This window comes from Streptomyces lydicus (genome assembly GCF_000717345.1).
GTDB classification, from domain to species: Bacteria; Actinomycetota; Actinomycetes; order Streptomycetales; family Streptomycetaceae; genus Streptomyces; species Streptomyces lydicus.
Genome location: NZ_JNZA01000065.1, coordinates 1 through 24,382, shown reverse-complemented (window position 1 = coordinate 24,382; position 24,382 = coordinate 1). Strand labels below are relative to the sequence as shown.

Sequence of the window (24,382 nt, the reverse complement as noted above, 5' to 3'; positions counted from 1 at the left end):
CCGGGTGCTGTGGCTGGAACGCGGCGAACTGCTGATGGACGGCCCCACCGACGAGGTCATCAAGGCGTACGAGAAGGAGACGGGCAAGTAGCCCCTCCCGCACCCGTAGGCCCCCGCGAGGCGGACTCGCGGGGGCCTACGGGTGTGGAAAGGGTCAACTCCGGCGGCGCCGGGAACAGTTCGCGCCGAGTGGATGTTGACCGGATCGTTGCCTCGGGCTTCGGTACCCGCTCGGAGCCGGCTGAGATGTACGGCGTAAGCTGTACGGGTACTGAACAGCACAAGTGGTACAAGTCGGGCGTTGCTCACCCAAGCGGGTGATGAGAGCTCGATCGGGGCGCGTCGCCGGGCGCGGCGTGTCCGAAATAGGATGTTTTAGCTTGGCGGTGTAGAACGGGAGACGTGACGGCAATGGCTACTGGTTCGCTCCGGCACCTCAACGCGCCGGGCAGCCCCCGGTGAGCCGAGACAACGAGCGGGCGCGTCGCGCCTTCCTCCGAAGGGTGGCGACGGGTGACGGGCGGGACCAGACGCGCACCGTGCTCGACCAGGCCGCACACGAGAACTTCCCGGTCGCGCCGTTCTTCCTGCCCCGCGCGTGGCGGGCCGATCTGATGGCCGTCTACGGCTTCGCCCGGCTCGTCGACGACATCGGCGACGGCGATCTCGCCCCCGGTGGCGGCGATGCCGTACTCCTCGGACTCGACCGGGCACAGTACGACGACCGCCCCGCGCTGCTCGACGCGCTGGAGGCGGACCTTCGGCGTGTCTTCAGCGACCGCGCCCCCGGCCCCAAGCACCCGCTGATGCGCCGGCTCGGCCCGACCGTCCGCCGCTGCGAGCTGACCCCTGAGCCCTTCCTCGGCCTGATCGAGGCCAACCGTCAGGACCAGCGGATCAGCCGCTACGCCACCTACGACGACCTGGTCGCCTACTGCGAGCTGTCCGCCAACCCCGTCGGCCGGCTCGTCCTCGGCATCACCGGCACCTCGTCGCCCGAGCGGATCCGCCGCTCCGACGCGGTGTGCACCGCGCTGCAGATCGTCGAGCACATCCAGGACGTGGCCGAGGACCTCGGGCGCGACCGGGTCTACCTCCCCGCCGAGGACCTCAAACGCTTCGGCGTCACAGAGGCCGATTTGGCCGCCCCGAGCGGGGGCGCATCGGTGCGCGCACTGATCGCGTTCGAAGCGGAACGCGCCCGTGAGCTGCTGAATGAAGGCACCCCGCTGGTGGGTAGCGTCCACGGCAGACTCAAGCTGCTGCTGGCCGGTTTCGTGGCCGGCGGCCGTGCCGCACTCCAGGCGGTCGCGGCCGCCGAACACGACGTACTCCCTGGACCGCCCAAGCCGACCAAGCTCAGCCTGCTGCGCGAGGTGGCGGCGACATTGCGAAGAGAGGGGTGAGTCGGACCGTGGAGGCAACCGCACACGCGTCCGCGCCGGTGCTCGCTGCGTATCGCTACTGCGAGGCCATCACCGGGCAGCAGGCACGCAACTTCGCCTACGGCATCCGGCTGCTGCCGACCGACAAGCGGCAGGCGATGTCGGCGCTCTACGCCTTCTCCCGCCGGGTCGACGACATCGGCGACGGCACGCTGGAGCCCGCTGCCAAGCAGCAGCGCCTGGAGGACACCCGGGCGCTGCTGGCCCGCATCAAGGACGGCCGGATCGACGAGGACGACACCGACCCGGTGGCCGTGGCGCTCGCCGATGCCGCCCGCCGCTTCCCCGTGCCGCTCGACGCGCTGGACGAGCTGATCGACGGCGTGCTGGCGGACGTGCGCGGCGAGACCTACGAGACCTGGGACGACCTCAAGGTCTACTGCCGCTGCGTCGCCGGAGCCATCGGCCGGCTCTCCCTCGGCGTGTTCGGGACCGTCCCCGGCGCGCCGGACGCCGAGCACGCCTCCGAGTACGCCGACATCCTCGGTCTCGCCCTCCAACTCACCAACATCCTCAGGGACGTTCGCGAGGACGCGGGCAACGGCCGGACCTACCTGCCCGCCGAGGACCTCGCCAAGTTCGGCTGCTCGGCGGGGTTCGACCGCCCGGTCCCGCCGCCCGGCTCCGACTTCACCGGCCTGGTGCACCACGAGGTGAAGCGGGCCCGTGCGCTGTTCGCCGAGGGCTTCCAGCTGCTGCCGATGCTCGACCGGCGCAGTGGCGCCTGCGTGGCCGCGATGGCCGGCATCTACCACCGCCTGCTCACCCGGATCGCCGCCGACCCCGAGGCGGTGCTGCGCGGCCGGGTCTCGCTGCCCGGCCGGGAGAAGGCGTTCGTCGCGGTGCGCGGCCTGTCCGGCCTCGACGCGCGGGCGATCGGCCGCCGGCAGGCCGTCAGGAGGCGTGGATGATGCGCCGGGCCACGCGCGACAGCGGGGACCCCGCGTCACCACGGCGGGCAACCGTTCCCCGGACCTGTGCGTCCATGCCACACGTACGGGGGGAGAGCACATGACAGCGCACGGCACCGCGGCGGTGGTCGTCGGGGGCGGACTCGCGGGCACGACCGCGGCGCTCGCGCTGGCCGGCGCGGGGCTGCGCGTCACCCTCGTCGAGGGCCGGCCCCGGCTGGGCGGTCTGGTCTTCTCCTTCCGCCGCGACAGCGCCGCCGGCGAGCTGAGCGTCGACAACGGCCAGCACGTCTATCTGCGCTGCTGCACCGCCTACCGCGAGCTGCTGGAGCGGCTCGGTGCCGCGCACCTGGTACCGCTGCAGGACCGGATGGACGTCCCCGTGCTGGACGCCGACCGGATGCGGCTCGGCCGGCTGCGCCGCACCGCCCTGCCCGTCCCGCTGCACCTCGCCCGGAGCCTGGCGCTGTACCCGCACCTGTCGCCGGCCGAGCGGGCCGGAGTCGTGCGGGCCACCCTCGCGCTCAAGGCCCTCGACCCGGCCGACCCGGCGCTGGACGGCGTCGACTTCGGCAGCTGGCTGCGCCGCCACGGCCAGTCCGCCCGCGCGGTCGAGGTGCTGTGGGACCTGGTCGGCATCGCCACCCTCAACGCCCGTGCCGCGGACGCCTCGCTGGGCCTGGCCGCCAAGGTCTTCAAGACCGGGCTGCTGTCCGCCCCCGGCGCCGCCGACATCGGCTGGTCCCGCGTCCCGCTCGGCGACGTCCACGACACCCTCGCGCGCACGGCGCTGGAGAAGGCCGGCGTCCGCATCGCGCTGCGCACCCGCGCCGCGGCCGTCGAGCGTACGGACGGCGGCTGGCGGGTCGCGGTGGAGAACGGCCCGCACGGCAGTGCGCAACTCGCCGCGGACACCGTCGTCCTCGCCGTACCGCAGCGCGAGGCGCACGCCCTGCTGTCCGACGGCGCGCTGGACGGCAAGGACCGCCTGCTGGACATCGGCACCGCACCGATCCTCAACCTCCATGTCGTCTACGACCGCAAGGTGCTGCGCCGCCCCTTCTTCGCGGCGGTCGGCTCACCCGTCCAATGGGTCTTCGACCGCACCGAAGGCTCGGGCCTGACGCGCGTCGAGGGCGGCGAGGGCCGCCAGTACCTGGCCGTCTCGCAGTCCGCCGCGCAGGACGAGATCGACCAGCCGGTCGGCAAGCTCCGGGCCCGCTATCTGCCCGAGCTGGAGCGGCTGCTGCCCGCCGCGCGCGGCGCCAGGATCTGCGACTTCTTCGTGACCCGCGAGCGCACCGCGACCTTCGCGCCCGCGCCGGGCGTCGGCAGGCTCCGCCCCGTCGCCCGCACCCAAGCCCCCGGCCTGTTCCTGGCCGGTGCGTGGACCGCCACCGGGTGGCCCGCGACCATGGAAAGCGCTGTTCGCAGCGGCACTGCCGCCGCTCGCGAGGCACTCACCGAACTCGGCTTCCCCCAGGGCCAGTTGCCTCAGGAGGCGGCATGACTACGAGTACGAGCGCTCGCACGAGCACGAGCATCGGAAACAGAGGAGAAACCGTGAATCCGGCTTCCCCAGCTATCGACACCGCGAGCGTCACCGCGCTGCTTGAGCGTGGGCGGACCCTCGCCACTCCTGTGCTGCGTGCGGCCGTCAACCGGCTCGCTCCTCCCATGGACACCGTCGCCGCGTACCACTTCGGCTGGATCGACGCCGAAGGCAACCCCAGCTCGGGCGACAGCGGCAAGGCGGTGCGGCCCGCGCTCGCCCTGCTGTCGGCGGAGGCCGCCGGCGCGGCCCCCGAGGTCGGCATCCCCGGCGCGGTCGCCGTCGAGCTGGTGCACAACTTCTCGCTGCTGCACGACGACCTCATGGACGGCGACGAGCAGCGCCGGCACCGCGACACGGTGTGGAAGGTGCACGGCCCCGCGCAGGCCATCCTCGTCGGGGACGCCCTGTTCGCGCTCGCCAACGAAATACTGCTGGAACTGGGCACGGTCGACGCCGGCCGGGCCACCCGCCGGCTCACCCTGGCCACCCGCAAGCTGATCGACGGCCAGGCGCAGGACATCTCCTACGAGCACCGCGAGCGGGTCACCGTCGAGGAGTGCCTGGAGATGGAGGGCAACAAGACCGGCGCGCTGCTGGCCTGCGCCGTCTCCATCGGGGCGGTGCTCGGCGGCGCCGACGACCGCACCGCGGACACCCTGGAGAAGTACGGCTACCACCTCGGGCTCGCCTTCCAGGCCGTCGACGACCTGCTCGGCATCTGGGGCGACCCGGAGGCCACCGGCAAGCAGACCTGGAGCGATCTGCGCCAGCGCAAGAAGTCGCTGCCGGTCGTCGCCGCGCTCGCCGCCGGCGGCCCGGCCTCCGAGCGGCTGGCCCGGATCCTGGCCGCCGACGCCAAGAAGAGCGAGACCGAGATCGCCGACTTCACCGAGGAGGAGTTCGCCTCCCGGGCGGCCCTCATCGAGGAGGCCGGCGGCCGTGAGTGGACCTCCCAGGAGGCCCGCCGCCAGCACGCCACCGCCATCGCCGCGCTGGACGAGATCGAGATGCCGGAGAAGGTCCGCGCACAGCTCGTCGCCCTCGCGGACTTCGTCGTCGTACGAGAGAGATGATCGCCATCGAAACCGAATAGATCGCAGTCGCCGGCCGGTGCCAGCCGGGCATCGGCCGACGGAATCCCTGAGCACGCTTTGACAGTTCACTGCCGAAGGGGAAGCCATGACAGCGACGACCGACGGAAGCACCGGGGCGCTGCCGCCCCGGGCCCCTTCGGCCAGCGATGCCACCGCTGAGACGACCGAACCGACCGACAGCCTCCGCACCGCCGTCCTCGACGACACGGCGGAATCGGCCCGACGCGCGGCCGCCCGCGCCACCGATTACCTGCTGTCCCTCCAGGACCCCGCCGGATGGTGGAAGGGCGACCTCGAGACCAACGTCACGATGGACGCCGAAGACCTGCTGCTCCGTCAGTTCCTGGGCATCCAGGACCCCAGGACCACCGAGGCCGCCGGCCGCCACATCCGCGGCGAGCAGCGACCGGACGGCACCTGGGCCACCTTCTACGGCGGGCCCGGCGAACTCTCCGCCACCGTCGAGGCGTACGTCGCCCTCCGGCTCGCCGGCGACGCGCCCGACGCGCCCCACATGGCCAGGGCCTCGGCCTGGATCCGCGAGCAGGGCGGAGTCGCCGCCGCCCGGGTCTTCACCCGCATCTGGCTGGCGCTCTTCGGCTGGTGGAAGTGGGACGACCTGCCCGAACTGCCGCCGGAGCTCCTCTACCTCCCCAAGTGGTTCCCGCTCAACATCTACGACTTCGGCTGCTGGGCGCGGCAGACCATCGTGCCGCTGACCATCGTCTCGGCCAAACGCCCCGTGCGGCCCGCGCCGTTCGCCCTGGACGAGCTGCACGTCGATCCGCGCCGGCCCGCCCCGCCGCGCCCGCTCGCCCCGGCCACCAGCTGGGACGGCCTCTTCCAGCGCCTCGACAAGGCGCTGCACCTCTACCACAAGGTGGCGCTGCGCAAGCTGCGCGGCGCCGCGATGCGCGCCGCCGCCCGCTGGATCATCGAACGGCAGGAGAACGACGGCTGCTGGGGCGGCATCCAGCCCCCCGCCGTCTACTCCGTCATCGCCCTGCACCTCCTCGGATACGACCTCGACCACCCCGTGCTGCGTACCGGCCTCGCGTCGCTGGACCGCTTCGCGGTGTGGCGCGAGGACGGGGCCCGGATGATCGAGGCGTGCCAGTCCCCGGTCTGGGACACCTGCCTGGCCGCCATCGCGCTCGCCGACGCCGGTGTGCCCGCCGACCACCCGCAGCTGGTCAAGGCCGCGGACTGGATGCTCGCCGAGCAGATCCGCCGGCCCGGCGACTGGAGCGTGCAGCGCCCCCAACTCCCCTCCGGAGGCTGGGCGTTCGAGTTCGAGAACGACAACTACCCGGACATCGACGACACCGCCGAGGTGGTGCTGGCGCTGCGCCGCGTACAGCACCCCGACCCCCAGCGGGTCGAGGATGCGGTGCAGCGCGCGGTGCGCTGGAACTTCGGCATGCAGTCCAGGAACGGGGGCTGGGGCGCCTTCGACGTCGACAACACCAGCCCGTTCCCCAACCGCCTGCCCTTCTGCGACTTCGGGGAGGTCATCGACCCGCCGTCGGCCGACGTCACCGCCCACGTCGTCGAGATGCTCGCCGACGTCGGCCGGGCGCACGACCCGCGCACCCGCCGCGGCATCGCCTGGCTGCTGGCCGAACAGGAGCCCAGCGGCGCCTGGTTCGGGCGCTGGGGCACCAACTACCTCTACGGCACCGGATCGGTGCTCCCCGCGCTCGCCGCGGCCGGTATCCCCGGCTCGCACCCCGCCGTCCGCCGGGCCGTGCGCTGGCTGGAGAAGGTGCAGAACGAGGACGGCGGCTGGGGCGAGGACCAGCGGTCGTACCAGGACAAGGAGCGGTGGGCCGGGCGCGGCGCCTCGACCGCCTCGCAGACCGCCTGGGCGCTGATGGCGCTGCTCGCGGCCGGGGAGCGGGAGAGCGAGGCGGTGCGCCGCGGGGTGCGCTGGCTGACCGGCACCCAGCGCGAGGACGGTTCCTGGGACGAGCCGTACTTCACCGGTACGGGCTTCCCCTGGGACTTCTCCATCAACTACCACCTCTACCGCCAGGTCTTCCCGCTGACCGCCCTGGGCCGCTATCTGGGCGGGGGACCGGCCGCGGTGGGTGCCTGATGTCGCAACGGCCCCCCGCGGACGCGGAGCCACCGCTGCTGGTCGCCTGTGCGCTCGGCATCGAGCGGTTCGCGCTGCGCCGCGGGCACCGCGCGGCAGCGGCGGCCGGCGGGCGCCCCGACCTGGTCGTACTCCGCACCGGCATGGGTCCCGAGGCGGCCGAAAGGGCCCTCGCCGAAGCGCTGGGTGAGGGCGCGGACACCCGGCGTTCGCCCGTCGTCGCCAGCGGCTTCTGCGCCGGCCTCGCCCCGGGCATGCGCCCCGGGGACGTGGTCGTCGCCGAGGCAACCCGCGATCACCGCCCCGGCGTCCCGGACGTCACCTGCCGTGACAACGGCCCGCTGCTGCACGCGCTGCGTGAGCGCGGCCTGACCGTGCACAGCGGCCTGCTGCGCGGCTCCGACCACGTCGTACGCGGCGCGGAGCGGGCCGAGCTGCATGCCGCGGGGGCGGTGGCGGTGGACATGGAGTCCGCCGCCACGCTGCGGGCGGCACAGCGTGCCGGCGGCCGCCCGGTTGCGGCCGTCCGGGTGGTCGTGGACGCTCCAGAACATGAGCTCGTACGCATCGGCACCGTGCGCGGTGGAATATCAGCCTTCAAAGTGCTGCGCTCCGTACTTCCCGTTTTCTATGAATGGCACCGTTCTTTGCTGCTCCCCTGGAGGTGAGCCAGATGGCCATGCCGCTCCGTCAGTCCATTCGGGTCGGGACCTATCTCTTTGAACAGAAGTTGATTCGCCGGCGCGAGAAGTTCCCGCTCATCGTCGAGCTGGAACCGCTCTTCGCGTGCAACCTGAAATGTGAGGGCTGCGGGAAGATCCAGCACCCGGCGGGCGTGCTCAAACAGCGGATGCCGGTGGCGCAGGCGGTCGGGGCGGTGCTGGAGTCCGGGGCGCCGATGGTCTCCATCGCCGGTGGCGAACCGTTGATGCACCCGCAGATCGACGAGATCGTGCGGCAGTTGGTGGCGAAGCGGAAATACGTCTTCCTGTGCACCAATGCGATGCTGCTGCGCAAGAAGATGGACAGGTTCACCCCCTCGCCGTATTTCGCGTTCGCGGTGCACATCGACGGAATGCGCGAGCGGCACGACGAATCCGTCGCGAAGGAAGGCGTTTTCGACGAGGCGGTGGCGGCGATCAAGGAGGCCAAGCGGCGCGGCTTCCGGGTCACCACCAACTCCACGTTCTTCAACACCGACACCCCGCAGACCATCATCGAGGTCCTCAACTTCCTCAATGACGACCTCCAGGTCGACGAGATGATGCTGTCGCCCGCCTACGCCTACGAGAAGGCCCCCGACCAGGAGCACTTCCTGGGCGTCGAGCAGACCCGGGAGCTGTTCCGGAAGGCGTTCGCCGGCGGCAACCGGCGCCGCTGGCGGCTCAACCACAGCCCGCTCTTCCTGGACTTCCTGGAGGGCAAGGCGGACTTCCCGTGCACGGCCTGGGCGATCCCCAACTACTCGCTGTTCGGCTGGCAGCGCCCGTGCTACCTGATGAGCGACGGCTACGTCCCCACGTACCGGGAACTCATCGAGGAGACCGACTGGGACAAGTACGGCCGCGGCAAGGACCCCCGCTGCGCCAACTGCATGGCGCACTGCGGCTACGAGCCCACCGCCGTCCTGGCCACCATGGGGTCCCTCAAGGAATCCCTCCGCGCCGCCAGGGAGACCGTCGCGGGGAACCGCGGATGAGCCGTTGAGGACAGCCGGGGAGCCCGCCGCCAGGGGCTCCCCGGCAGCCACGGTCAGCCGAACCACAGAGGGGGACCGACCGCACATGACCCTGCTGGAACAGATCCGGGAACCGCGCGACCTCAAGGCGCTCCCCGAGGGCCGCCTGCCCGAACTCGCCGAGGAGATCCGGCACTTCCTCATCCAGGCCGTCGCCCGCACCGGCGGCCATCTGGGCCCCAACCTGGGCGTGGTCGAGCTGACCATCGCCCTGCACCGGGTCTTCGACTCACCTGCCGACCGCATCCTGTGGGACACCGGCCACCAGTCGTACGTGCACAAACTCCTGACCGGCCGTCAGGACTTCTCCAAGCTGCGGGCCAAGGGCGGGCTGTCCGGCTACCCCTCGCGGGCGGAGTCGGCGCACGACGTCATCGAGAACAGCCATGCCTCGACGGTGCTGAGCTGGGCCGACGGTCTGGCCAAGGCGAGCCAGGTGCGCGGCAAGGACGACCACGTCGTCGCCGTCATCGGTGACGGCGCGCTGACCGGCGGAATGGCCTGGGAGGCGCTCAACAACATCGCCGCCGCCAAGGACCGCCCGCTGATCATCGTCGTCAACGACAACGAGCGCTCCTACGCGCCCACCATCGGCGGCCTGGCCAACCACCTCGCCACCCTGCGCACCACCGACGGCTACGAGAAGTTCCTGGCCTGGGGCAAGGACGTGCTGGAGCGCACCCCCGTCGTCGGCAAACCCCTCTACGAATCCCTGCACGGCGCCAAGAAGGGCTTCAAGGACGCCTTCGCCCCGCAGGGCATGTTCGAGGACCTGGGCCTGAAGTACGTCGGCCCGATCGACGGGCACGACATCGCCGCCGTCGAGTCGGCGCTGCGCCGCGCGGCCGGCTTCCACGGGCCCGTGCTGGTGCACTGCCTGACCGAGAAGGGCCGCGGCTACCCGCCCGCCCTGGAGGACGAGGCGGACCACTTCCACACCGTCGGCGTGATGGACCCGCTGACCTGCGCACCCGTCACCCCGCCCGGCGCGCCCTCGTGGACATCCGTCTTCGGCGACGAAATGGTGCGCATCGGCGCCGAGCGCGCGGACGTCGTCGCCCTCACCGCGGCGATGCTGCGGCCGGTCGGCCTGGGGAAGTTCGCCGAGGCGTACCCGGACCGGGTGTGGGACGTGGGGATCGCCGAACAGCACGCGGTGGTCACCGCGGCCGGACTGGCCACCGGCGGCCTGCACCCGGTCGTCGCGGTCTACGCCACCTTCCTCAACCGCGCCGTCGACCAGGTCCTGATGGACGTCGCGCTGCACAAGTGCGGGGTGACCTTCGTCCTCGACCGGGCCGGGGTCACCGGCACCGACGGCGCCTCGCACAACGGTATGTGGGACCTCTCGGTGCTGGGCGTCGTCCCCGGCCTGCGGATCGCCGCACCGCGCGACGCCGACCAGCTCCGCGCCCAGCTGCGGGAGGCGCTGGACGTGACCGACGCACCGACCGTGCTGCGCTTCCCCAAGGCGTCGGTGGACGATCCCGTGCCGGCCCTCGACCGGATCGGCGGCGTCGACGTCCTGCACCGCGCCCCGCACCCGGACGTGCTGCTGATCGCGGTCGGCGTGATGGCGCCGGTGTGTCTGCGGGTGGCCGAGCTGCTCGCGGCGCGCGGACTCGACGCGACCGTCATCGACCCCCGCTGGGTCAAGCCGGTCGACGCCGCCGTCCCCGAGCTCGCCGCGCGGTACGCCATGGTGGCCGTCGTCGAGGACAACAGCGTCAGCGGGGGCGTCGGCTGGGCGGTCGGGCAGGCGCTGCGGGACGCGCGCGTCGATGTGCCGCTGCGCACCTTCGGCATCCCCGAGCAGTTCCTGCCGCACGCCAAACGTGGTGAGCTGCTGGCCGACCTCGGGCTGACGCCGGCCGAGATCGCCGGCCGGATCAGTGCCGCGCTGGCCCGTAAGGAGAGCCTCTCGTGACCGGATTCGACCTGGCCAGGCTGCTCGCCGAGCGCGGTGACGAGCGCTACGACCTGCACGCCCGCCATCTGAACCACCAGCTGCCCCGGATGCTGCACACCATCGGCTTCGACAAGGTCTACGACCGGGCCGAGGGCGCCTACTTCTGGGACCGCGACGGCCGGGACTACCTGGACATGCTCGCCGGGTTCGGGGTGATGGGGCTCGGCCGGCACCACCCCGTCGTACGGCAGGCGCTGCACGACGTCCTGGACGCCGGTCTCGCCGACCTCACCCGCTTCGACTGCCAGCCGCTGCCCGGGCTGCTCGCCGAGAAGCTGCTCGGCCACGCGCCGCACCTGGACCGGGTGTTCTTCGGCAACAGCGGCACCGAGGCCGTCGAGACCGCCCTGAAGTTCGCCCGCTACGCCACCGGCAGACCACGCATCGTCTACTGCACCCACGCCTTCCACGGCCTGACCACCGGCTCGCTCTCCGTCAACGGCGAGGACGGGTTCCGCGACGGCTTCGCCCCGCTGCTGCCGGACACCGCGATCGAGCTGGGCGACCTGGCCGCGCTGGAGCGGGAGGTGAGGCGCGGCGACGTGGCGGGCTTCGTGGTCGAGCCGATCCAGGGCAAGGGCGTGCACCCCACTCCGCCCGGATTCCTGCGCGCCGCACAGGAGTTGCTGCACCGGCACAAGGCCCTGCTGATCGCCGACGAGGTGCAGACCGGGCTCGGCCGCACCGGTGACTTCTTCGCCTACCAGCACGAGGAGGGCGTCGAACCGGACCTGGTGTGCGTGGCCAAGGCCCTGTCCGGCGGCTACGTCCCGGTCGGTGCGACCCTCGGCAAGGACTGGATCTTCAAGAAGGTCTACTCGTCCATGGACCGGGTGCTGGTGCACTCCGCCAGCTTCGGTGCCAACGCCCAGGCGATGGCCGCCGGCCTCGCGGTGCTCACGGTCATGGAGGACGAGGAGACCGTCGCCCACGCCCGGCACACCGGCGACCTGCTGCGCTCCCGCCTCGCCGCGCTGGTCGACCGCTACGAGCTGCTGCACGACGTCCGGGGCCGCGGCCTGATGATCGGCATCGAGTTCGGCCGCCCCAAGTCGCTCGGCCTGCGCAGCCGCTGGACGATGCTCCAGGCGGCCCGCAAGGGGCTGTTCGCCCAGATGGTGGTGGTCCCGCTGTTGCAGCGGCACCGCATCCTGACCCAGGTCTCGGGCGACCATCTGGAGGTCATCAAGCTGATTCCGCCGCTGATCATCGGCGAACGGGAGGTGGACCGTTTCGTCGAGGCGTTCACAGCTGTCATGGACGACGCCCACGGGGGCGGCGGCCTGATGTGGGACTTCGGGCGAACCCTGGTGAAGCAGGCCCTGCAGACCCACTGAGAGGCGCGGGAGGGCGCCGGCCGTCGGGCGTGGTGGCCGCCGGGCCGCGGCCCCCACGGGCGTGCCGCGGGGCCGCGGGGTGCGGCCCGTCCCGGCGTCAGCCCTCCAGCAGCCGGTCCCGCAGCCGCTCGCGGGTTTCGGGCGACAGCTTCAGGCCCTCGGTGAGGTACTTCTCCGTGGAGCCCCAGCTCTGCTCGATCGCGTCGTAGGCGGCCGTGAGGTAGTCGGCGTGCGCCCCGAACAGTGGCGAGAGCAGCTCCATGACCTCCGGCGACATCCCGACCGCCGAGTTGTCCGAGCGGCGGATCTTGTAGCGGCGGTGCGGGTCGTTGGACTTGAGGTAGTCCGCCTCGATGGCGTCGCGCTCCACCCCGACCGCCAGCAGGGTCACCGCCACCGACAGGCCCGCGCGGTCCTTGCCGGCCGCGCAGTGCATCAGTGCGGGAACGCTGTCGTCGGCGAGGTCGTGCAGCACCCGGCTGTGGTCCGCGGTGCGTGTGGTGATGATGTGGCGGTAGGTCAGGGCCATACGGGCCGCGGCCTTGCCGTCACCGAGCGCGGAGCGCAGCTGGTCGAGCTCGCCGTCGCGCACCATCGTCCAGAACTCGGCACCGTCGGCCGGGTCGGTGAGCGGGATGTTGACATTGCGCACGCCCGGCAGCGCGACGTCGGGGCCCTCCAGCTTGATGTCCGCGGCGTTGCGGAAGTCGAAGACGGTGTGCAGCCCGAGCGTGGCCAGAAACGCCGCGTCCTCTTCCGTGGCATGGGCGAGGTGGCCGCTGCGGTAGAGCCGGCCCTCCCGTACGCGACGCCCGTCCACGGTCGGCAGTCCGCCGACGTCACGGAAGTTGCGGACCTCCGCGAGCTCCGGCTGGGCCTGGGGGACCTGCGGCGTCTGCGTCACGGGCACTCCTTCGTGTCGGCTCTGGCGGCCGCCGACGCTCCTTGTCGGCGAGGCGGCGCACCTGTCGACGATACGACATTGATGCAATAGACAATCAGGCCGCAATGGAGGCGTGGGGAAGCGTGTTGCGGCGCTCGGGCGGCAGTATCTGCGCAATCATTATTCCAACTTGAGCAGAATTTGACCTGGTGGCATTAATCACTCCTCGTCAACCCCTGGTTACGGTGGCGTAGGTCACTTATCAAGGTGAAGTATGTCCTGACGTGGCAGACGATTCGAAGAACATCAGCAGCGGCGCCAGGAGCGCTGCAGATGAGTCGAAAGACATCATCAAGGGCGCCCATGGCGCCATCGGGTCGTACGCAGCCGTCGGGGACAGCTTTACGGAGGGGGTCGGGGATCCCGGCCCTGACGGGGTGTACATCGGTTGGGCGGACCGCCTCGCGGTGCTGCTCTCGGACCAGCAGGCGGAGGGGGATTTCCGCTATGCGAACCTCGCCGTCAGGGGGAGGTTGCTGGACCAGATCGTCGAGGAGCAGGTGCCCCGGGCCAAGGCCCTCGCGCCCGCGCTCGTGACGTTCTGTGCCGGCGGGAACGACATCCTGCGGCCGGGCTCCGACCCGGACGCGGTCGCCGAGCGCTACGAGGCGGCGGTCGCCGATCTGCGCACCTCGGTCGGCGCGGTCCTGCTCTGTACGGGCTTCGACACCCGCGGTATCCCCGTGCTGCGGCATCTGCGGGGCAAGATCGCGACGTACACCGCACACGTCCGGGCCATCGCGGACCGGCACGACTGCCCGGTCCTGGACCTGTGGTCGCTGAAGTCGGTGCAGGACCGGCGGGCGTGGAGCGACGACCGGCTGCATCTGTCGCCCGACGGCCACACCCGGGTGGCGCTGCGCGCGGCGCAGGTGCTCGGCCTGCGGGTGCCGGCCGATCCGGACCAGCCCTGGCCCCCGGAGACGGAGCGTTCGGCCGCCGACGCGCGGCGGGACAACATCCACTGGGCGCGGGAGCACCTCGTCCCGTGGATCGGGCGCCGGCTGCGCGGTGAGTCCTCCGGTGACCACGTCGAGCCCAAGCGGCCCGATCTGCTGCCGCTGTAGGACGCGGCCGCTGCGGTACGCAGGCAGGGCGGGGCGGGAAGGCCCCGAGGCATGACGGAGGCCCCGATTCCGCCGGTGGCGGAGCGGGGCCTCAGTGCGTGGCGGTGCCGGTGTACGGCAGGTCGGCCCAGACCACCCGGCCCCGGCCGTTGCCGGTGGGGCGCGAGCCCCAGCCGTCGGACAGCGCGCCGACGAGGAACAGGCCCCGTCCGCACTCCTTGTCCACGCTGCCGGGCTGGACGTGCGGAGCCGAAGCGCCCGGTCCGCCCTCGTCCGTGATCTCTATGCGTATGTGCGCCCCGACGAGGGCGACCTCGCAGCCGATCTTCTCGCTGTCGGTGTGCCGCACCGCGTTGGTGAACACCTCGGAGACCACCAACTCCACATCGTCGCGGACTTGTTGATCCGCGCCCCACTCGCACAGCAGCGCGCTGACGCGTCTGCGTGCCTCGGCGACGGACGTCGAGCGCGCCGGCAAGTGGAACGCGTCCTGCGGGTACTGGGCGACAAAGCCGCCGCAGCGCCCTAACGAGGGAGCGTTGTTGGGGGAAGCCACGACGTAACTATGTGCGATGTTGGTCACCGATGGCAAGGATCACTCTGCAATTTGCAGAATCGTAAGTGCAGTCTGTTCGTTCGTGCTGACGGCATGACACACTGCTGAACACTGAAGTCAGTTGGAGGCGATCGAACGTGGCGGACCCACGGTCGGCAGGTGCGCCGACCGTCCTGCGGGTGGTGCTGGGCAAGCGACTGCAGGACCTGCGCGAGAAGGCGGGACTCTCCTTCGAACAGGCCGCGGCGGCCCTCGATGTGACCCACGCCACGATTCGGCGCATGGAAAAGGCCGAGGTGGGACTCAAACTCCCCTACGTCGAGAAGCTGTTGGCCACCTACGGCGTCGTCGACGAGGAGGAGATCGAGGGCTTCCTCTCGCTGGCCCGCGAGGCCAACAAGCCCGGGTGGTGGCACCGCTTCCGCGATGTGCTGCCCGAGTGGTTCAGCGCCTTCGTCAGCCTGGAGGGCGAGGCCAACCTCATCCGCGCCTACCAGCCGCACTACATCCCCGGCCTGCTGCAGACCGAGGGGTACGCCACCGCGGTGCTGAGGGCGGGGATGCCGCACGCCTCCGGGGCCGACGTCGACCGCATCGTCGCGCTGCGCATGGAGCGGCAGTCCTTGCTGACCCGCGACAACGCGCCGATGCTGTGGGTGGTCATGGACGAGACCGTCCTGCGGCGCCCGATCGGCGGGCCCAAGGTGATGCGCGATCAGGTCACCCGGCTCATGGAGGCCACCGCGCTGCCGAACGTGCGGCTACAGATCATGCCGTTCGCCGCCGGTCCGCACCCCGCCATGTACGGCCCCTTCCACATCTTCCGCTTCCCGATCCCGGAACTCCCGGACATCGCTTACGCGGAAAGCCTCGTCGGAGCCGTGTACTTCGACCAGCGCAACGACGTCTCGCAGTTCCTGGAGGCCCTGGACCGGATGTGTGCGCAGGCCGCGCCGGCACACACCACCGAGGCCATTCTGGGTGGCTTTCGCAAGGAGATCTGAACCCCCCATGGATCGCATACGCATCTACAACGGCATGCCCGCCAAGGAGCTGGGCACCGAGGGCTGGCACAAACCGTGGAGCGGCGGAAACGGCGGCGAGTGCGTCGAGGCCATGCGGCTGGGGGACGGCCGGGTCGCGCTGCGCCAGTCGACCGACCCGGACGGCCCGGCGCTGATCTACACCCACGGCGAGATGGTGAGCTTCATCGAGGGAGCGAAGGCCGGCCAGGCCGACTTCCTGCTCGCCGCCGCGCCCGGCCGGTGCACCGAACGGAGGACGGCGTGAGCGAGCAGGACCTCTCTCCCGCGGCCCCGGAACCGGCGGCCGCCGCGCTCGGTCCGTACGTCCCCGGACCCCAGCACACCGGGTTCGCCGCCGCGGAGATCGACACCAGCCGGCCGCACCCGGCCCGGATGTACGACTACTACCTCGGCGGCTGGGACAACTACGAGGTCGATCGGGTGGCCGCGGAGCGCGTCATCGAGGTCCACCCCCAGGTACGGCTGAGCGCCCGCGCCAACCGCGCCTTCCTGCGGCGCGCGGTGCGCACCCTGGTCGGCGACGGCATCCGCCAGATCATCGACATCGGCACCGGGATCCCCACCTCGCCCAACACCCACGAGGTGGCCCGCGAGACCGTCCCGGACACCCGCGTCGTCTACGTCGACAACGACCCGATCGTCGCCACCCACGCCGGGGCCCGGCTCACCGACACCACGCACACCGGCTTCGTGCTCGGTGACGTCCGGGAGCCCCATGCGATCCTGGACCACCCCACCGTCCGCGAGCTGATCGACTTCGACCGGCCGGTCGCGCTGCTGCTCGTCGCCGTACTGCACTTCATCCGGGACGACGAGGACCCCGCCGGCCTGGTCGCCGCGTTCGCCGAGGCGCTCCCCGCGGGCAGTCACCTGGTCCTGTCGCATGCGACCGGTGAGCCGTACGAGGCGTACGAAGGCGGTCGCACGGACGAGGTGGCGCGGGCCGGGGTGGAGGACGTCTACAGGAGCGCCACCGCCACCCTCAACCTGCGGCCGAAGGCCGGCATCGAGCAGCTCTTCGGGCCGTTCACCCTGCTGGATCCGGGCGTCGTACGGGTTCCGCTGTGGCGGCCGGACGGCGAGGTGCCCAGTGCCGCGGAGCTCAACGACACCATCTTCTACGGTGCGGTGGGCCGCAAGGACTGAGCACCCCGCCACTCGGCCGGTGGCCTACGCCCCCGTGGCGGTGACCTGCTGGGGCGCGGGCGGCTCCGGCAGGCCGGGACCGTCGGCGGGGGGCGCGACCGGGGGCGGCGGGACGGGGCCTGCGGGCGCCGCGGTGCCGGTCAGCACCGCGCGCAGGTCGTCCGGTCCGACGAGACTGCTGTGCGTGCCCGGCGTGGTGCACGCGTACGCGCCCGCGACCGCGGCCAGCTGTGCGCACTCCTCCAGCGGCCGGCCGGCCAGCCGCCCGTAGAGGAACCCACAGGTGAAGGCGTCGCCCGCGCCGTTGGTGTCCACGACGGGTCCGGGCGGGACCGCCGGCGGCACCAGCCGCGGGGTGCGGTCGTCCCGCGCCAGGAGGTAGGCACCGCCCGCGCCGGCCGTCGCGATCACCGCCTCGGCCCGGCCGGTGCGGAGGATCTCCCGCATCACGGGCCCGATCCGCTCGCCCGCCCCGGCCGTGCTGAGGAACACCAGGTCCGAGCGGAGCGCGAACTCCCGGTGATGGTCCGTCAGGCCGTCCCAGTCGTGCAGATCGGTCGAGACGGGGAGGCCGAGCGCCTCGATGTCGTCGTACAGATGGCGGGCGAAGTTCGTGATCGACAGATGGACGTGCCGGGCCCGGCTCAGCACGGGGAGGTAGTGCTCCGGCGGCATCCGCAGATCGTCCGGGTCGCGGGCGTCGAAGAAGGACATCCGGCGGCCGTCGGGGGCGACGAGATTGACCGCGCGCCGGGTGCCCCGCGGCGAGATCAGCGGACGGAAGTCGACGCCGGTGCCGGCCAGCCGCTCACGGACCAGGGTGCCGGCGTGGTCGTCGCCGATGAAGTCCACGAGCCCGGTGGCCAGCCCGAGGGCCGCGCAACCCAGCGCGACGCCGGTGCCGGTGTGGCCCGCCCCCTCGTGGATGGGCGGGACCTGATGGGAATCGGCGAGCGGCACGGGCAGCGCGCCGACCTGCACGAGCGTGTCCACCCCCGACCCGCCCACGACGAGTACGTCATATGCGTCATACGGCTCAGAAACCTGCTGGAATGTCACAAGCGTCCTTGAATCCCTTGCTGGTGAGGCGAATCCCTTGCTGGTGAGACCGTTTGCGGACGAGGAGCGTCCGCTGCGGGGAGTCTAGACGCAGGCCCGCCGCAAATCGGGATGTCGGGGGCGGGGGTGGCACGAGGGGACAACGGACGCGCAAGAAGTCGCACACGAGGTCCGTTGCCGGTGGTGCGCGGACGGCCGCGGGTGACCGGCGGTGCGCCGAGGAGGGCCCCGACTCGGGCTGCCACAGGGCGAGTTGGCACCATGACGGATGCCCTGCGGCGCCAGGGCGGACAGCGAGCGGATGCCGTGGTGCCGGAAGCGGACCCGGGGGAGCGAGGCAGGGATGGCAGAGCACTCCAATGGCGGGCGCACCGCGATCGTGATCGGCGGTGGACTCGCCGGGATGCTCGCCGTGACCGCCCTGCTGGGACACGTCGAGGCGATCACGGTCGTCGAGCGCGACCGCTATCCGGAGGGGCGCACCTTCCGCAAGGGCGTACCGCAGGCCCGCCATCTGCACATCCTCCTCAGCGGCGGTCAGCGCGCCCTGGAGGAGCTGCTGCCCGGCACCGTCGCCGCGCTCGGTGAGGCGGGCGCGCGCAGCCTCTATCTGCCGCGCGACCTGCTGACCCGTACGCCCACCGGGTGGCAGCGCCGCTTCGACGAGCGGCGGCACCGGACGCTGAGCGTCACCCGTCCGGTGCTGGACGCGGTGGTACGCGAACGCGCACTGCGGGCCGCCGCCGGCTCGTCCACCCGCGTCGAGGTCCTGGAAGCGACCGAGGTCACCGGGCTCACCGGTGACGCCGACCGGGTGACCGGGGTCCGCGTCCGCTCACGCGACGGGGGGCGGGGCGCCGGGCGGGACCTGCCGGCCACCCTCGTCGTCGACGCCTCGGGCCGCGGCTCCCGCGCCCCGCAGTGGTACGCCGAACTGGGCCGGAGCGCGCCCCAGGAGGAGACCGTCGACGCGGGGCTGGCGTACGCCACCCGGATGTACCGCCCCAAGGACCCGGACACCGCCCCCGAGGTCGGCGTCAACGTCCCCGGCTGGCCGGAGTGCCCGCGCGGCGCCGCCTACGTCCCCGTCGAGGACGGCGCGTGGCTGCTGACCCTGTCCGGGGTGCGCGGCCAGCATCCACCCACGGACGCCGCGGAGTTCACCGCCTTCAGCGCCACGATCGGCGACCCGTACGTCCACGAGCTGCTCGCGTCCGCCGAGCCGCTCTCGCCGGTGTACGGCTTCCACGACACCTGCAACCGCCGCCGGCACTTCGCGCGGCCCGGCGCGCTGCCCGAGGGCTTTCTCGTGCTCGGGGACGCCGGCTGCACCTTCAACCCCGTCTACGGGCAGGGCATGTCGGTCGCCGCACTGGGCGCGCTGGCGGTGCGCGGCGCGCTCGACGCCGCCGGCGGGCTGCGCCCGGGGAGTGCCGCCGCGGCGCAGCGGGCGGTGGCCCGCGCCGCGGAGCCCGCCTGGCTGGCAGCGGTCGGCGCGGACCGCCCGTACGCCGGTTCCGGGCAGCGGACGGCGCGTCTCGGGGAGCGGCTGAGCACCTGGTACATCGACCGGCTGCACGCCCGGGCCGCCATCGACGCCGTCGTCGGCGCGGCCTTCCGGGACGTCTTCTGCCTCACCGCGCCGCCCGCCCGGCTGCTCGCCCCGAGGATCGTGCTGCGCACCCTCCTGCTGCCGCGCCGCCCCGGCCTGCCGGCCCCGCCCGCGACCGTCGAGACGCTCTGAACCGCGTCGCGGAGCGCGGCACCGGAAACCGGCTGCGGCCGGCCCCCGGTCCGGGAGAGCATGCGGCATGACGTGGACGACGACCCGGGACCTCGACGCGTTCGAGGCGGCGGCCGGGGACTTCCTGCGCGCGCGGCCGGCCGAGCACACCGTGCTGCTGTCGGTGGTGTCCTCGCTGCGGGTGCTCGGGGTGGACGCGTACGGCGAGGCCGCCCCGTCGTTCGGCTGGCGGCGGTGCGGTGGACCGGCCGCGGTGGATGCCGCGTACGTCTGGACGCCGCCGCGGCCGGTGCTGCTCTCGCCGATGTCGGACGGGGCCGCGGCCGACCTGGCGGACGTGCTGGCCGCGGCGCGGGCCGGCGTGCCGGGGGTCAACGCCGGCCGGGCGGCCGCCGAGGCGTTCGCCGCGGCCTGGCGCCGGCACGGAACGGTGCGCCCCGCCGCCCGCCGCCGGCTCCACCGGCTGACGGAGCTGACGCCGCCGGACCCCGCGCCACCCGGGGCCGCCCGGCGCGCCACCCCCGCCGACCGGGAGCTGCTGCGCGGGTGGTTCGCCGCCTTCGCCGAGGACATCGGTGTCGCAGCGCCCCGTGACGCCCGCGCTCGACGACCGGATCGCCGACGGGCGCTGCCTGCTGTGGGAGGCCGGCGGGCGGCCCGTCTCGATGGCCGGGATCACCCGCACGCTCGTCGGCACGGCCCGCGTCGCGCCCGTGTACACCCCGCCCGAGCTGCGCGGACGCGGGTACGCCGGGGCGGTGACGGCCGCCGTGTCGCAGGCCGCCAAGGACTCCGGCGCGCAGGAGGTGCTGCTCTTCACCGACCTGGCCAACCCCACCAGTAACGCGCTGTACCGGCGGCTCGGCTACCGGCCGGTGGAGGATTATCTCGTACTGACGTTCGAATAAGTCCGCCGGTTCCGTCACGGCCGGTCGCGCGGTTTCTGCCGTGGGGGGATGGTGTGAGTCCGGGCGTCACGGTGTGCGTTACCGCACGGCGGCGCCGCGTGCTCCGGTCGGCCGGAACTCACCGCTCACGCGGCCCGTTCACTTCGCGACTGCCCCGAACATGGAGGTGCCGTGACCGGTTTCCGATCCCGCCGTATTGGCCTGTCCGCGCTGCGGCCCGCGAGCTTCGGCGCCGTGCCCACCGGGGAGCGGCTGGCCAGGATACGCAGGTCTCCGCAGTTCGTGGACGGGCAGTTCCGCAACCCCGTGCCGACCAGACAGCTGCTGAACGGCTCCGCGCTACCGATGGCGCGTACCCAGCTGAGCCGTGAGGGCCGGCTGCGCCGCGCCCCGGTGGGTCCGATCCCGGTGCACCGGCCGGCCGCCGAGGACCGGCGCCGGCCGCCCGCGTCCGGGCTGCGGCTCACCTGGATGGGGCATTCGAGCGTGCTGGTCGAGATCGACGGCCGGCGGGTGCTGTTCGACCCGGTGTGGGGCGAGCGCTGTTCGCCGGTCACCTGGGCCGGCCCCAAGCGGATGCATCCCGTGCCCGTCGAGCTGGCCGAGCTGGAGCCGGTCGATGTCGTGGTGATCTCCCACGACCACTACGACCATCTCGACATGTCGACCGTCCAGGGCCTGATCCGCACCGGTGCCACCTTCGTGGTACCGCTGGGGATCGGTGCGGACCTGGAGTTCTGGGGCGTACCGGCGGAGCGGATCACCGAACTCGACTGGCACGAGGCCACCCGGATCGGCGGCCTGACCCTCACCGCCACACCCGCCCAGCACTTCTGCGGCCGCGGTCTGCGCGGCCCGCAGCACACCCTGTGGGCCTCCTGGGTGGTCGCGGGCCCCGAGCACCGCGTCTACCACAGCGGCGACACCGGTTACTTCTCCGGATTCGCGGAGATCGGCGCGGCCCACGGCCCGTTCGACGCGACGATGATGCAGATCGGCGCGTACAGCGACTTCTGGCCCGACATCCACATGACCCCGGAGGAGGGCCTGCGCGCCCATGTCGACCTGTCCGGCGGAACCCCGGAAGGCGTGCTGCTGCCCATCCACTGGGGCACCTTCAACCTCGCTCCGCACCCCTGGTCCGAGCCCGTGGAACGGACGGTCGTGGCGGGCCGGCGGGCGGGCGCGCAGATAGCCGCGCCCCCGCCCGGCAAGCCCTTCGAGCCCGCCGACCCGCCGGTCGTCGACCCCTGGTGGCGGGCGATCGCGGTACCACCCGTGCAGGGGTGGCCCGCGTGGCCGCCGGTGGTCTCGCCCGCCGGCGCCGACCTCGCCGCGGAGCGTTGAACGGGCCTACGGAGTACGGGACTTGCCCGCGGCCCGCGGTCTGAAGGCCGCGGGCCGGCAGCGGATCGCCGCGCCGGACACGGTGACGCACTGGTGACAATTCATGCCACAACTCCCCAGGGGCCTCCTTGGTCTTCCTCTTCGGGTGCAGGGAGCACCCCTGAGTGAACCGGGGAGTGTCATGAAGCGTATGCGCAGGGCCGCCGTCGTCACCGCGCTGGCGACCGCCGCGACGGCCGGTGCCACCGCCTTCGCGGTGCCCGCCTCCGCCGCGGCGGCCGGCACCGCCGAGTCCGCGGTGGCCGCGTACAACGGGGTGTGCGGGGCCGGGTACAAGGTGGTGGACTTCAGCAACATCGGCAGTCTGGGGACCGCGTACCTGACGTGGAACGCCACGACCGGGGAGAACTGCGCGGTGACCGTGCGCGCCAGGCCGGGCGCGGCGGTCTATCTGCACGCCAAGGTCTTCCAGACCAACAACACCCAGGTCAGTGCCTCCGATTCGGGTGCCTACACCTCCTACGCCGGGCCGGTGTACATCCCCGCGCGCTTCGAGTGCGTCACCTGGCGGGGCCAGATCGCCGACCAGTACGTGACCAAGGACGGTCACTGCGGCTGAACCGTCGCGGCCCGTCGGCCCCTGCTTCCGCGCCGGCGTGCGGGGGGCCGGCGAGCGCCGTTCGTGAGCCTGTGCGAGAAACGCCTGGTGGCTCCAACTTGCCTTTACGGAACGGTAGTTCGGATTGCGTCGCACTGATGTGCGCGCGCCGTCCACCCAAGGAGGTGGCGAGGGGTAGCGAAACCTCGAAGTGGTTCCGAACCCCACCCCTGCAACAACTAGCGTGCGTGCTCCGCGAACTGCCAACGGCCGATCCGGAGGGCGCAGATGCCTACCGCATTCCCCCAGGGGACCCAGACGTCCCAGGAGGCTCAGAGGTCCCCGGGGACACAGGGTTTCCCGGGGGCCGCTCCCGTACCCGCCTCCGCCCGGCGGCGGGAGCGTGAGGGCGGACGACACGGACGGGCCTCGTTCCCCGAGTCGGCCGCCGACTCGGCGATACGGTCCCGCCTGGTCCGGCTCACCGCCGTGCCGTCCCTGCTCACCGCCGTCGTCTGTACCGCCGTCGCCGCCTTCGTCGTCCAGTCCGGCGGCGCGCGGGTCACCGGCCGTGAGTGGGTGGTGCTCTGCGGCGGCCTCGCCATGGTCTGCGTCATCGTGCTCACCGCGAGCGCGGCCGCCAACTCCGAGGCCCGCGCCGCCGTCACCCGCTACGCCCGGCTGCGCCAGGTCTGCGCCCGTAGTCAGTCCGACCTCTACGACCTGCTCGACCGGGTGCGCCGGGGCGAATGGCTCCAGCGCCGTGACCCCGAGCCGGCCCTGGTGCCCACCGGCGACACCCTCGACCTGCTCGCCCACGAGATGGCCGCGGCCGGCCGGGCCGCCGAGTCCGCCGTCGTCGACGCGGTCGCCATCGCCCGCAGCAACGCCAGCGGCAGCGAGCAGAAGGTCGAGGTCTTCGTGAACCTCGCCCGCCGCCTGCAGTCCCTGGTGCACCGCGAGATCGAGCTGCTGGACGAGCTGGAGAACCAGGTCGAGGATCCGGACCTGCTCAAGGGCCTGTTCCACGTCGACCACCTGGCCACCCGCATCCGCCGGCACGCCGAGAACCTCGCCGTCCTGGGCGGCGCCATCTCCCGCCGCCAGTGGAGCCGCCCGGTCTCCATGACCGAGGTGCTGCGCTCCTCGATCGCCGAGGTCGAGCAGTACCCCAGGATCAAGCTGGTGCCGCCGATCGAGGGCACCCTGCGCGGGCACGCCGTCGCCGACGTCATCCACCTGCTCGCCGAACTCGTCGAGAACGCCACGATCTACTCCGCCCCGCAGACGCCGGTCCTGCTGCGCGCCCAGCTCGTCACCGCCGGCCTCGCGGTCGAGGTCGAGGACCGCGGCCTGGGCATGTCGGCGGACGAGCAGAACCGGATGAACGCCCTGCTCGCCGACCCCGACCACGTCGATGTCGCCGAACTGCTCAGCGACGGGCGGATCGGGCTGTTCGTGGTCTCCTCGCTCGCCCGGCGGCACGGCATCGTCGTCCGGCTGCAGAGCAACATCTACGGCGGGGTGCAGGCCGTGCTGATCGTGCCGCAGGCCGTGCTGGGCGTGGAGTCGGCCGACGGGGCGGCGGACGGCGCGGACCCCGCGCGCCTCGGCTCCCCGGACAGCGACCCGGCGCGCGAGCACGGAGGCTACGACAACCCGTACGACCCGGACGGCGACCGCGGCCACGACCGTCACGACCGCGGACTCAACGGCCCGCGGACCGCGGCCATTCCCGGCCCGGCCACCGCTCCCGACGACGCCCCCCGCACACCGCGGCCCGGCCATGACGGCCGTACGCCCCCCGCCCCCGCCCTGAAC

At 72.4% G+C, this 24,382-nt stretch carries 20 protein-coding genes and 2 pseudogenes; 19 read left to right on the top strand and 3 right to left on the bottom strand.

All coding sequences use genetic code 11. The features are described 5' to 3' along the window. The 10 genes and pseudogenes from OO62_RS41165 to OO62_RS35145 form a co-directional block, all read left to right on the top strand. A pseudogene (locus OO62_RS41165) lies at window positions 1-91 on the top strand (ABC transporter ATP-binding protein); the annotation flags it as partial. Between the two features lie 448 nt (window positions 92-539). Beyond that, complete coding sequence (gene hpnC, locus OO62_RS35185; RefSeq protein WP_033271796.1) at window positions 540-1,406, top strand: squalene synthase HpnC; 867 nt, start codon at window positions 540-542, stop codon at window positions 1,404-1,406. Beyond that, window positions 1,403-2,356, top strand: coding sequence for a presqualene diphosphate synthase HpnD (gene hpnD / locus OO62_RS35180; protein WP_078617523.1), 954 nt, complete (start codon window positions 1,403-1,405; stop codon window positions 2,354-2,356). The genes hpnC and hpnD overlap by 4 nt, the downstream gene beginning before the upstream one ends. 100 nt (window positions 2,357-2,456) lie before the next feature. Then, on the top strand, window positions 2,457-3,866 hold the full coding sequence (gene hpnE / locus OO62_RS35175; RefSeq protein ID WP_051733875.1) for a hydroxysqualene dehydroxylase HpnE: 1,410 nt from the start codon (window positions 2,457-2,459) through the stop codon (window positions 3,864-3,866). Beyond that, window positions 3,863-4,984, top strand: a complete 1,122-nt coding sequence (locus OO62_RS35170; RefSeq protein ID WP_051733874.1) for a polyprenyl synthetase family protein — start codon at window positions 3,863-3,865, stop codon at window positions 4,982-4,984. Before hpnE ends, OO62_RS35170 begins: the two co-directional genes overlap by 4 nt. A 106-nt stretch (window positions 4,985-5,090) precedes the next feature. Continuing rightward, entirely contained in the window at window positions 5,091-7,103 is a 2,013-nt protein-coding gene (gene shc / locus OO62_RS35165) for a squalene--hopene cyclase (RefSeq protein ID WP_033271789.1), read from the top strand. Beyond that, on the top strand, window positions 7,103-7,771 hold the full coding sequence (locus OO62_RS35160) for a phosphorylase family protein (protein ID WP_033271788.1): 669 nt from the start codon (window positions 7,103-7,105) through the stop codon (window positions 7,769-7,771). Before shc ends, OO62_RS35160 begins: the two co-directional genes overlap by 1 nt. 5 nt (window positions 7,772-7,776) lie before the next feature. Then, entirely contained in the window at window positions 7,777-8,802 is a 1,026-nt protein-coding gene (gene hpnH / locus OO62_RS35155; RefSeq protein WP_033271787.1) for an adenosyl-hopene transferase HpnH, read from the top strand. Window positions 8,803-8,887: 85 nt separating this feature from the next. Further along, window positions 8,888-10,768, top strand: coding sequence for a 1-deoxy-D-xylulose-5-phosphate synthase (gene dxs / locus OO62_RS35150; protein ID WP_033271786.1), 1,881 nt, complete (start codon window positions 8,888-8,890; stop codon window positions 10,766-10,768). Then, the gene (locus OO62_RS35145) at window positions 10,765-12,147 is read left to right on the top strand and encodes an aspartate aminotransferase family protein (protein WP_033271785.1); all 1,383 of its coding nucleotides are present in this window, start codon (window positions 10,765-10,767) and stop codon (window positions 12,145-12,147) included. The genes dxs and OO62_RS35145 overlap by 4 nt, the downstream gene beginning before the upstream one ends. Before the next feature lie 97 nt (window positions 12,148-12,244). On the opposite strand, the gene OO62_RS35140 is transcribed toward OO62_RS35145, so the two are convergent. Continuing rightward, window positions 12,245-13,051, bottom strand: coding sequence for a tyrosine-protein phosphatase (locus OO62_RS35140; RefSeq protein ID WP_033271784.1), 807 nt, complete (start codon window positions 13,049-13,051; stop codon window positions 12,245-12,247). A gap of 326 nt (window positions 13,052-13,377) precedes the next feature. On the opposite strand from OO62_RS35140, the gene OO62_RS35135 reads away from it, so the two are divergent. Continuing rightward, window positions 13,378-14,157: an SGNH/GDSL hydrolase family protein gene (locus OO62_RS35135; RefSeq protein WP_033271793.1), complete on the top strand. Its 780-nt coding sequence runs from the start codon at window positions 13,378-13,380 to the stop codon at window positions 14,155-14,157. A gap of 91 nt (window positions 14,158-14,248) precedes the next feature. Here OO62_RS35135 and OO62_RS35130 read toward each other — a convergent pair whose 3' ends face one another. Continuing rightward, window positions 14,249-14,740, bottom strand: coding sequence for an ATP-binding protein (locus OO62_RS35130; RefSeq protein WP_248782312.1), 492 nt, complete (start codon window positions 14,738-14,740; stop codon window positions 14,249-14,251). 110 nt (window positions 14,741-14,850) lie between these two features. On the opposite strand from OO62_RS35130, the gene OO62_RS35125 reads away from it, so the two are divergent. The 3 genes from OO62_RS35125 to OO62_RS35115 are packed head-to-tail and all read left to right on the top strand — an operon-like array spanning window position 14,851 to window position 16,905. Next, window positions 14,851-15,717 carry a helix-turn-helix domain-containing protein gene (locus tag OO62_RS35125; RefSeq protein WP_033271782.1) on the top strand — a complete coding sequence of 289 codons (867 nt, stop codon included), beginning with the start codon at window positions 14,851-14,853 and terminating at the stop codon, window positions 15,715-15,717. Between the two features lie 7 nt (window positions 15,718-15,724). Further along, window positions 15,725-16,003 (top strand): DUF397 domain-containing protein, encoded by a 279-nt coding sequence (locus OO62_RS35120; protein ID WP_033271781.1) that lies wholly within the window; start codon window positions 15,725-15,727, stop codon window positions 16,001-16,003. Further along, the gene (locus OO62_RS35115) at window positions 16,000-16,905 is read left to right on the top strand and encodes an SAM-dependent methyltransferase (protein WP_033271780.1); all 906 of its coding nucleotides are present in this window, start codon (window positions 16,000-16,002) and stop codon (window positions 16,903-16,905) included. Before OO62_RS35120 ends, OO62_RS35115 begins: the two co-directional genes overlap by 4 nt. 24 nt (window positions 16,906-16,929) lie before the next feature. Here OO62_RS35115 and OO62_RS35110 read toward each other — a convergent pair whose 3' ends face one another. Continuing rightward, on the bottom strand, window positions 16,930-17,964 hold the full coding sequence (locus tag OO62_RS35110; protein WP_033271779.1) for a carbohydrate kinase family protein: 1,035 nt from the start codon (window positions 17,962-17,964) through the stop codon (window positions 16,930-16,932). A gap of 343 nt (window positions 17,965-18,307) precedes the next feature. Between OO62_RS35110 and OO62_RS35105 the strand changes: the two genes are divergently transcribed. The 5 genes and pseudogenes from OO62_RS35105 to OO62_RS35085 all read left to right on the top strand — a co-directional run. Next, the gene (locus tag OO62_RS35105; protein WP_033271778.1) at window positions 18,308-19,708 is read left to right on the top strand and encodes an NAD(P)/FAD-dependent oxidoreductase; all 1,401 of its coding nucleotides are present in this window, start codon (window positions 18,308-18,310) and stop codon (window positions 19,706-19,708) included. Between the two features lie 67 nt (window positions 19,709-19,775). Beyond that, a pseudogene (locus OO62_RS36765) lies at window positions 19,776-20,616 on the top strand (GNAT family N-acetyltransferase). A 171-nt stretch (window positions 20,617-20,787) separates the two neighbouring features. Further along, on the top strand, window positions 20,788-21,963 hold the full coding sequence (locus OO62_RS35095) for an MBL fold metallo-hydrolase (protein ID WP_078617522.1): 1,176 nt from the start codon (window positions 20,788-20,790) through the stop codon (window positions 21,961-21,963). 181 nt (window positions 21,964-22,144) lie between these two features. Further along, on the top strand, window positions 22,145-22,582 hold the full coding sequence (locus OO62_RS35090) for a hypothetical protein (RefSeq protein WP_033271777.1): 438 nt from the start codon (window positions 22,145-22,147) through the stop codon (window positions 22,580-22,582). 267 nt (window positions 22,583-22,849) lie between these two features. Next, the coding region (locus tag OO62_RS35085) for a sensor histidine kinase (RefSeq protein ID WP_051733876.1) at window positions 22,850-24,382 on the top strand (1,533 nt) is incomplete at its 3' end.

Coding starts and splice junctions, on each gene's coding strand:
- hpnE (WP_051733875.1), top strand. CDS start 2,457: ATGACAGCGCACGGCACCGCGGCGGTGGTCGTCGGGGGCGGACTCGCG.
- OO62_RS35170 (WP_051733874.1), top strand. CDS start 3,863: ATGACTACGAGTACGAGCGCTCGCACGAGCACGAGCATCGGAAACAGA.
- shc (WP_033271789.1), top strand. CDS start 5,091: ATGACAGCGACGACCGACGGAAGCACCGGGGCGCTGCCGCCCCGGGCC.
- OO62_RS35160 (WP_033271788.1), top strand. CDS start 7,103: ATGTCGCAACGGCCCCCCGCGGACGCGGAGCCACCGCTGCTGGTCGCC.
- hpnH (WP_033271787.1), top strand. CDS start 7,777: ATGGCCATGCCGCTCCGTCAGTCCATTCGGGTCGGGACCTATCTCTTT.
- dxs (WP_033271786.1), top strand. CDS start 8,888: ATGACCCTGCTGGAACAGATCCGGGAACCGCGCGACCTCAAGGCGCTC.
- OO62_RS35120 (WP_033271781.1), top strand. CDS start 15,725: ATGGATCGCATACGCATCTACAACGGCATGCCCGCCAAGGAGCTGGGC.
- OO62_RS35105 (WP_033271778.1), top strand. CDS start 18,308: ATGGCAGAGCACTCCAATGGCGGGCGCACCGCGATCGTGATCGGCGGT.
- OO62_RS35090 (WP_033271777.1), top strand. CDS start 22,145: ATGAAGCGTATGCGCAGGGCCGCCGTCGTCACCGCGCTGGCGACCGCC.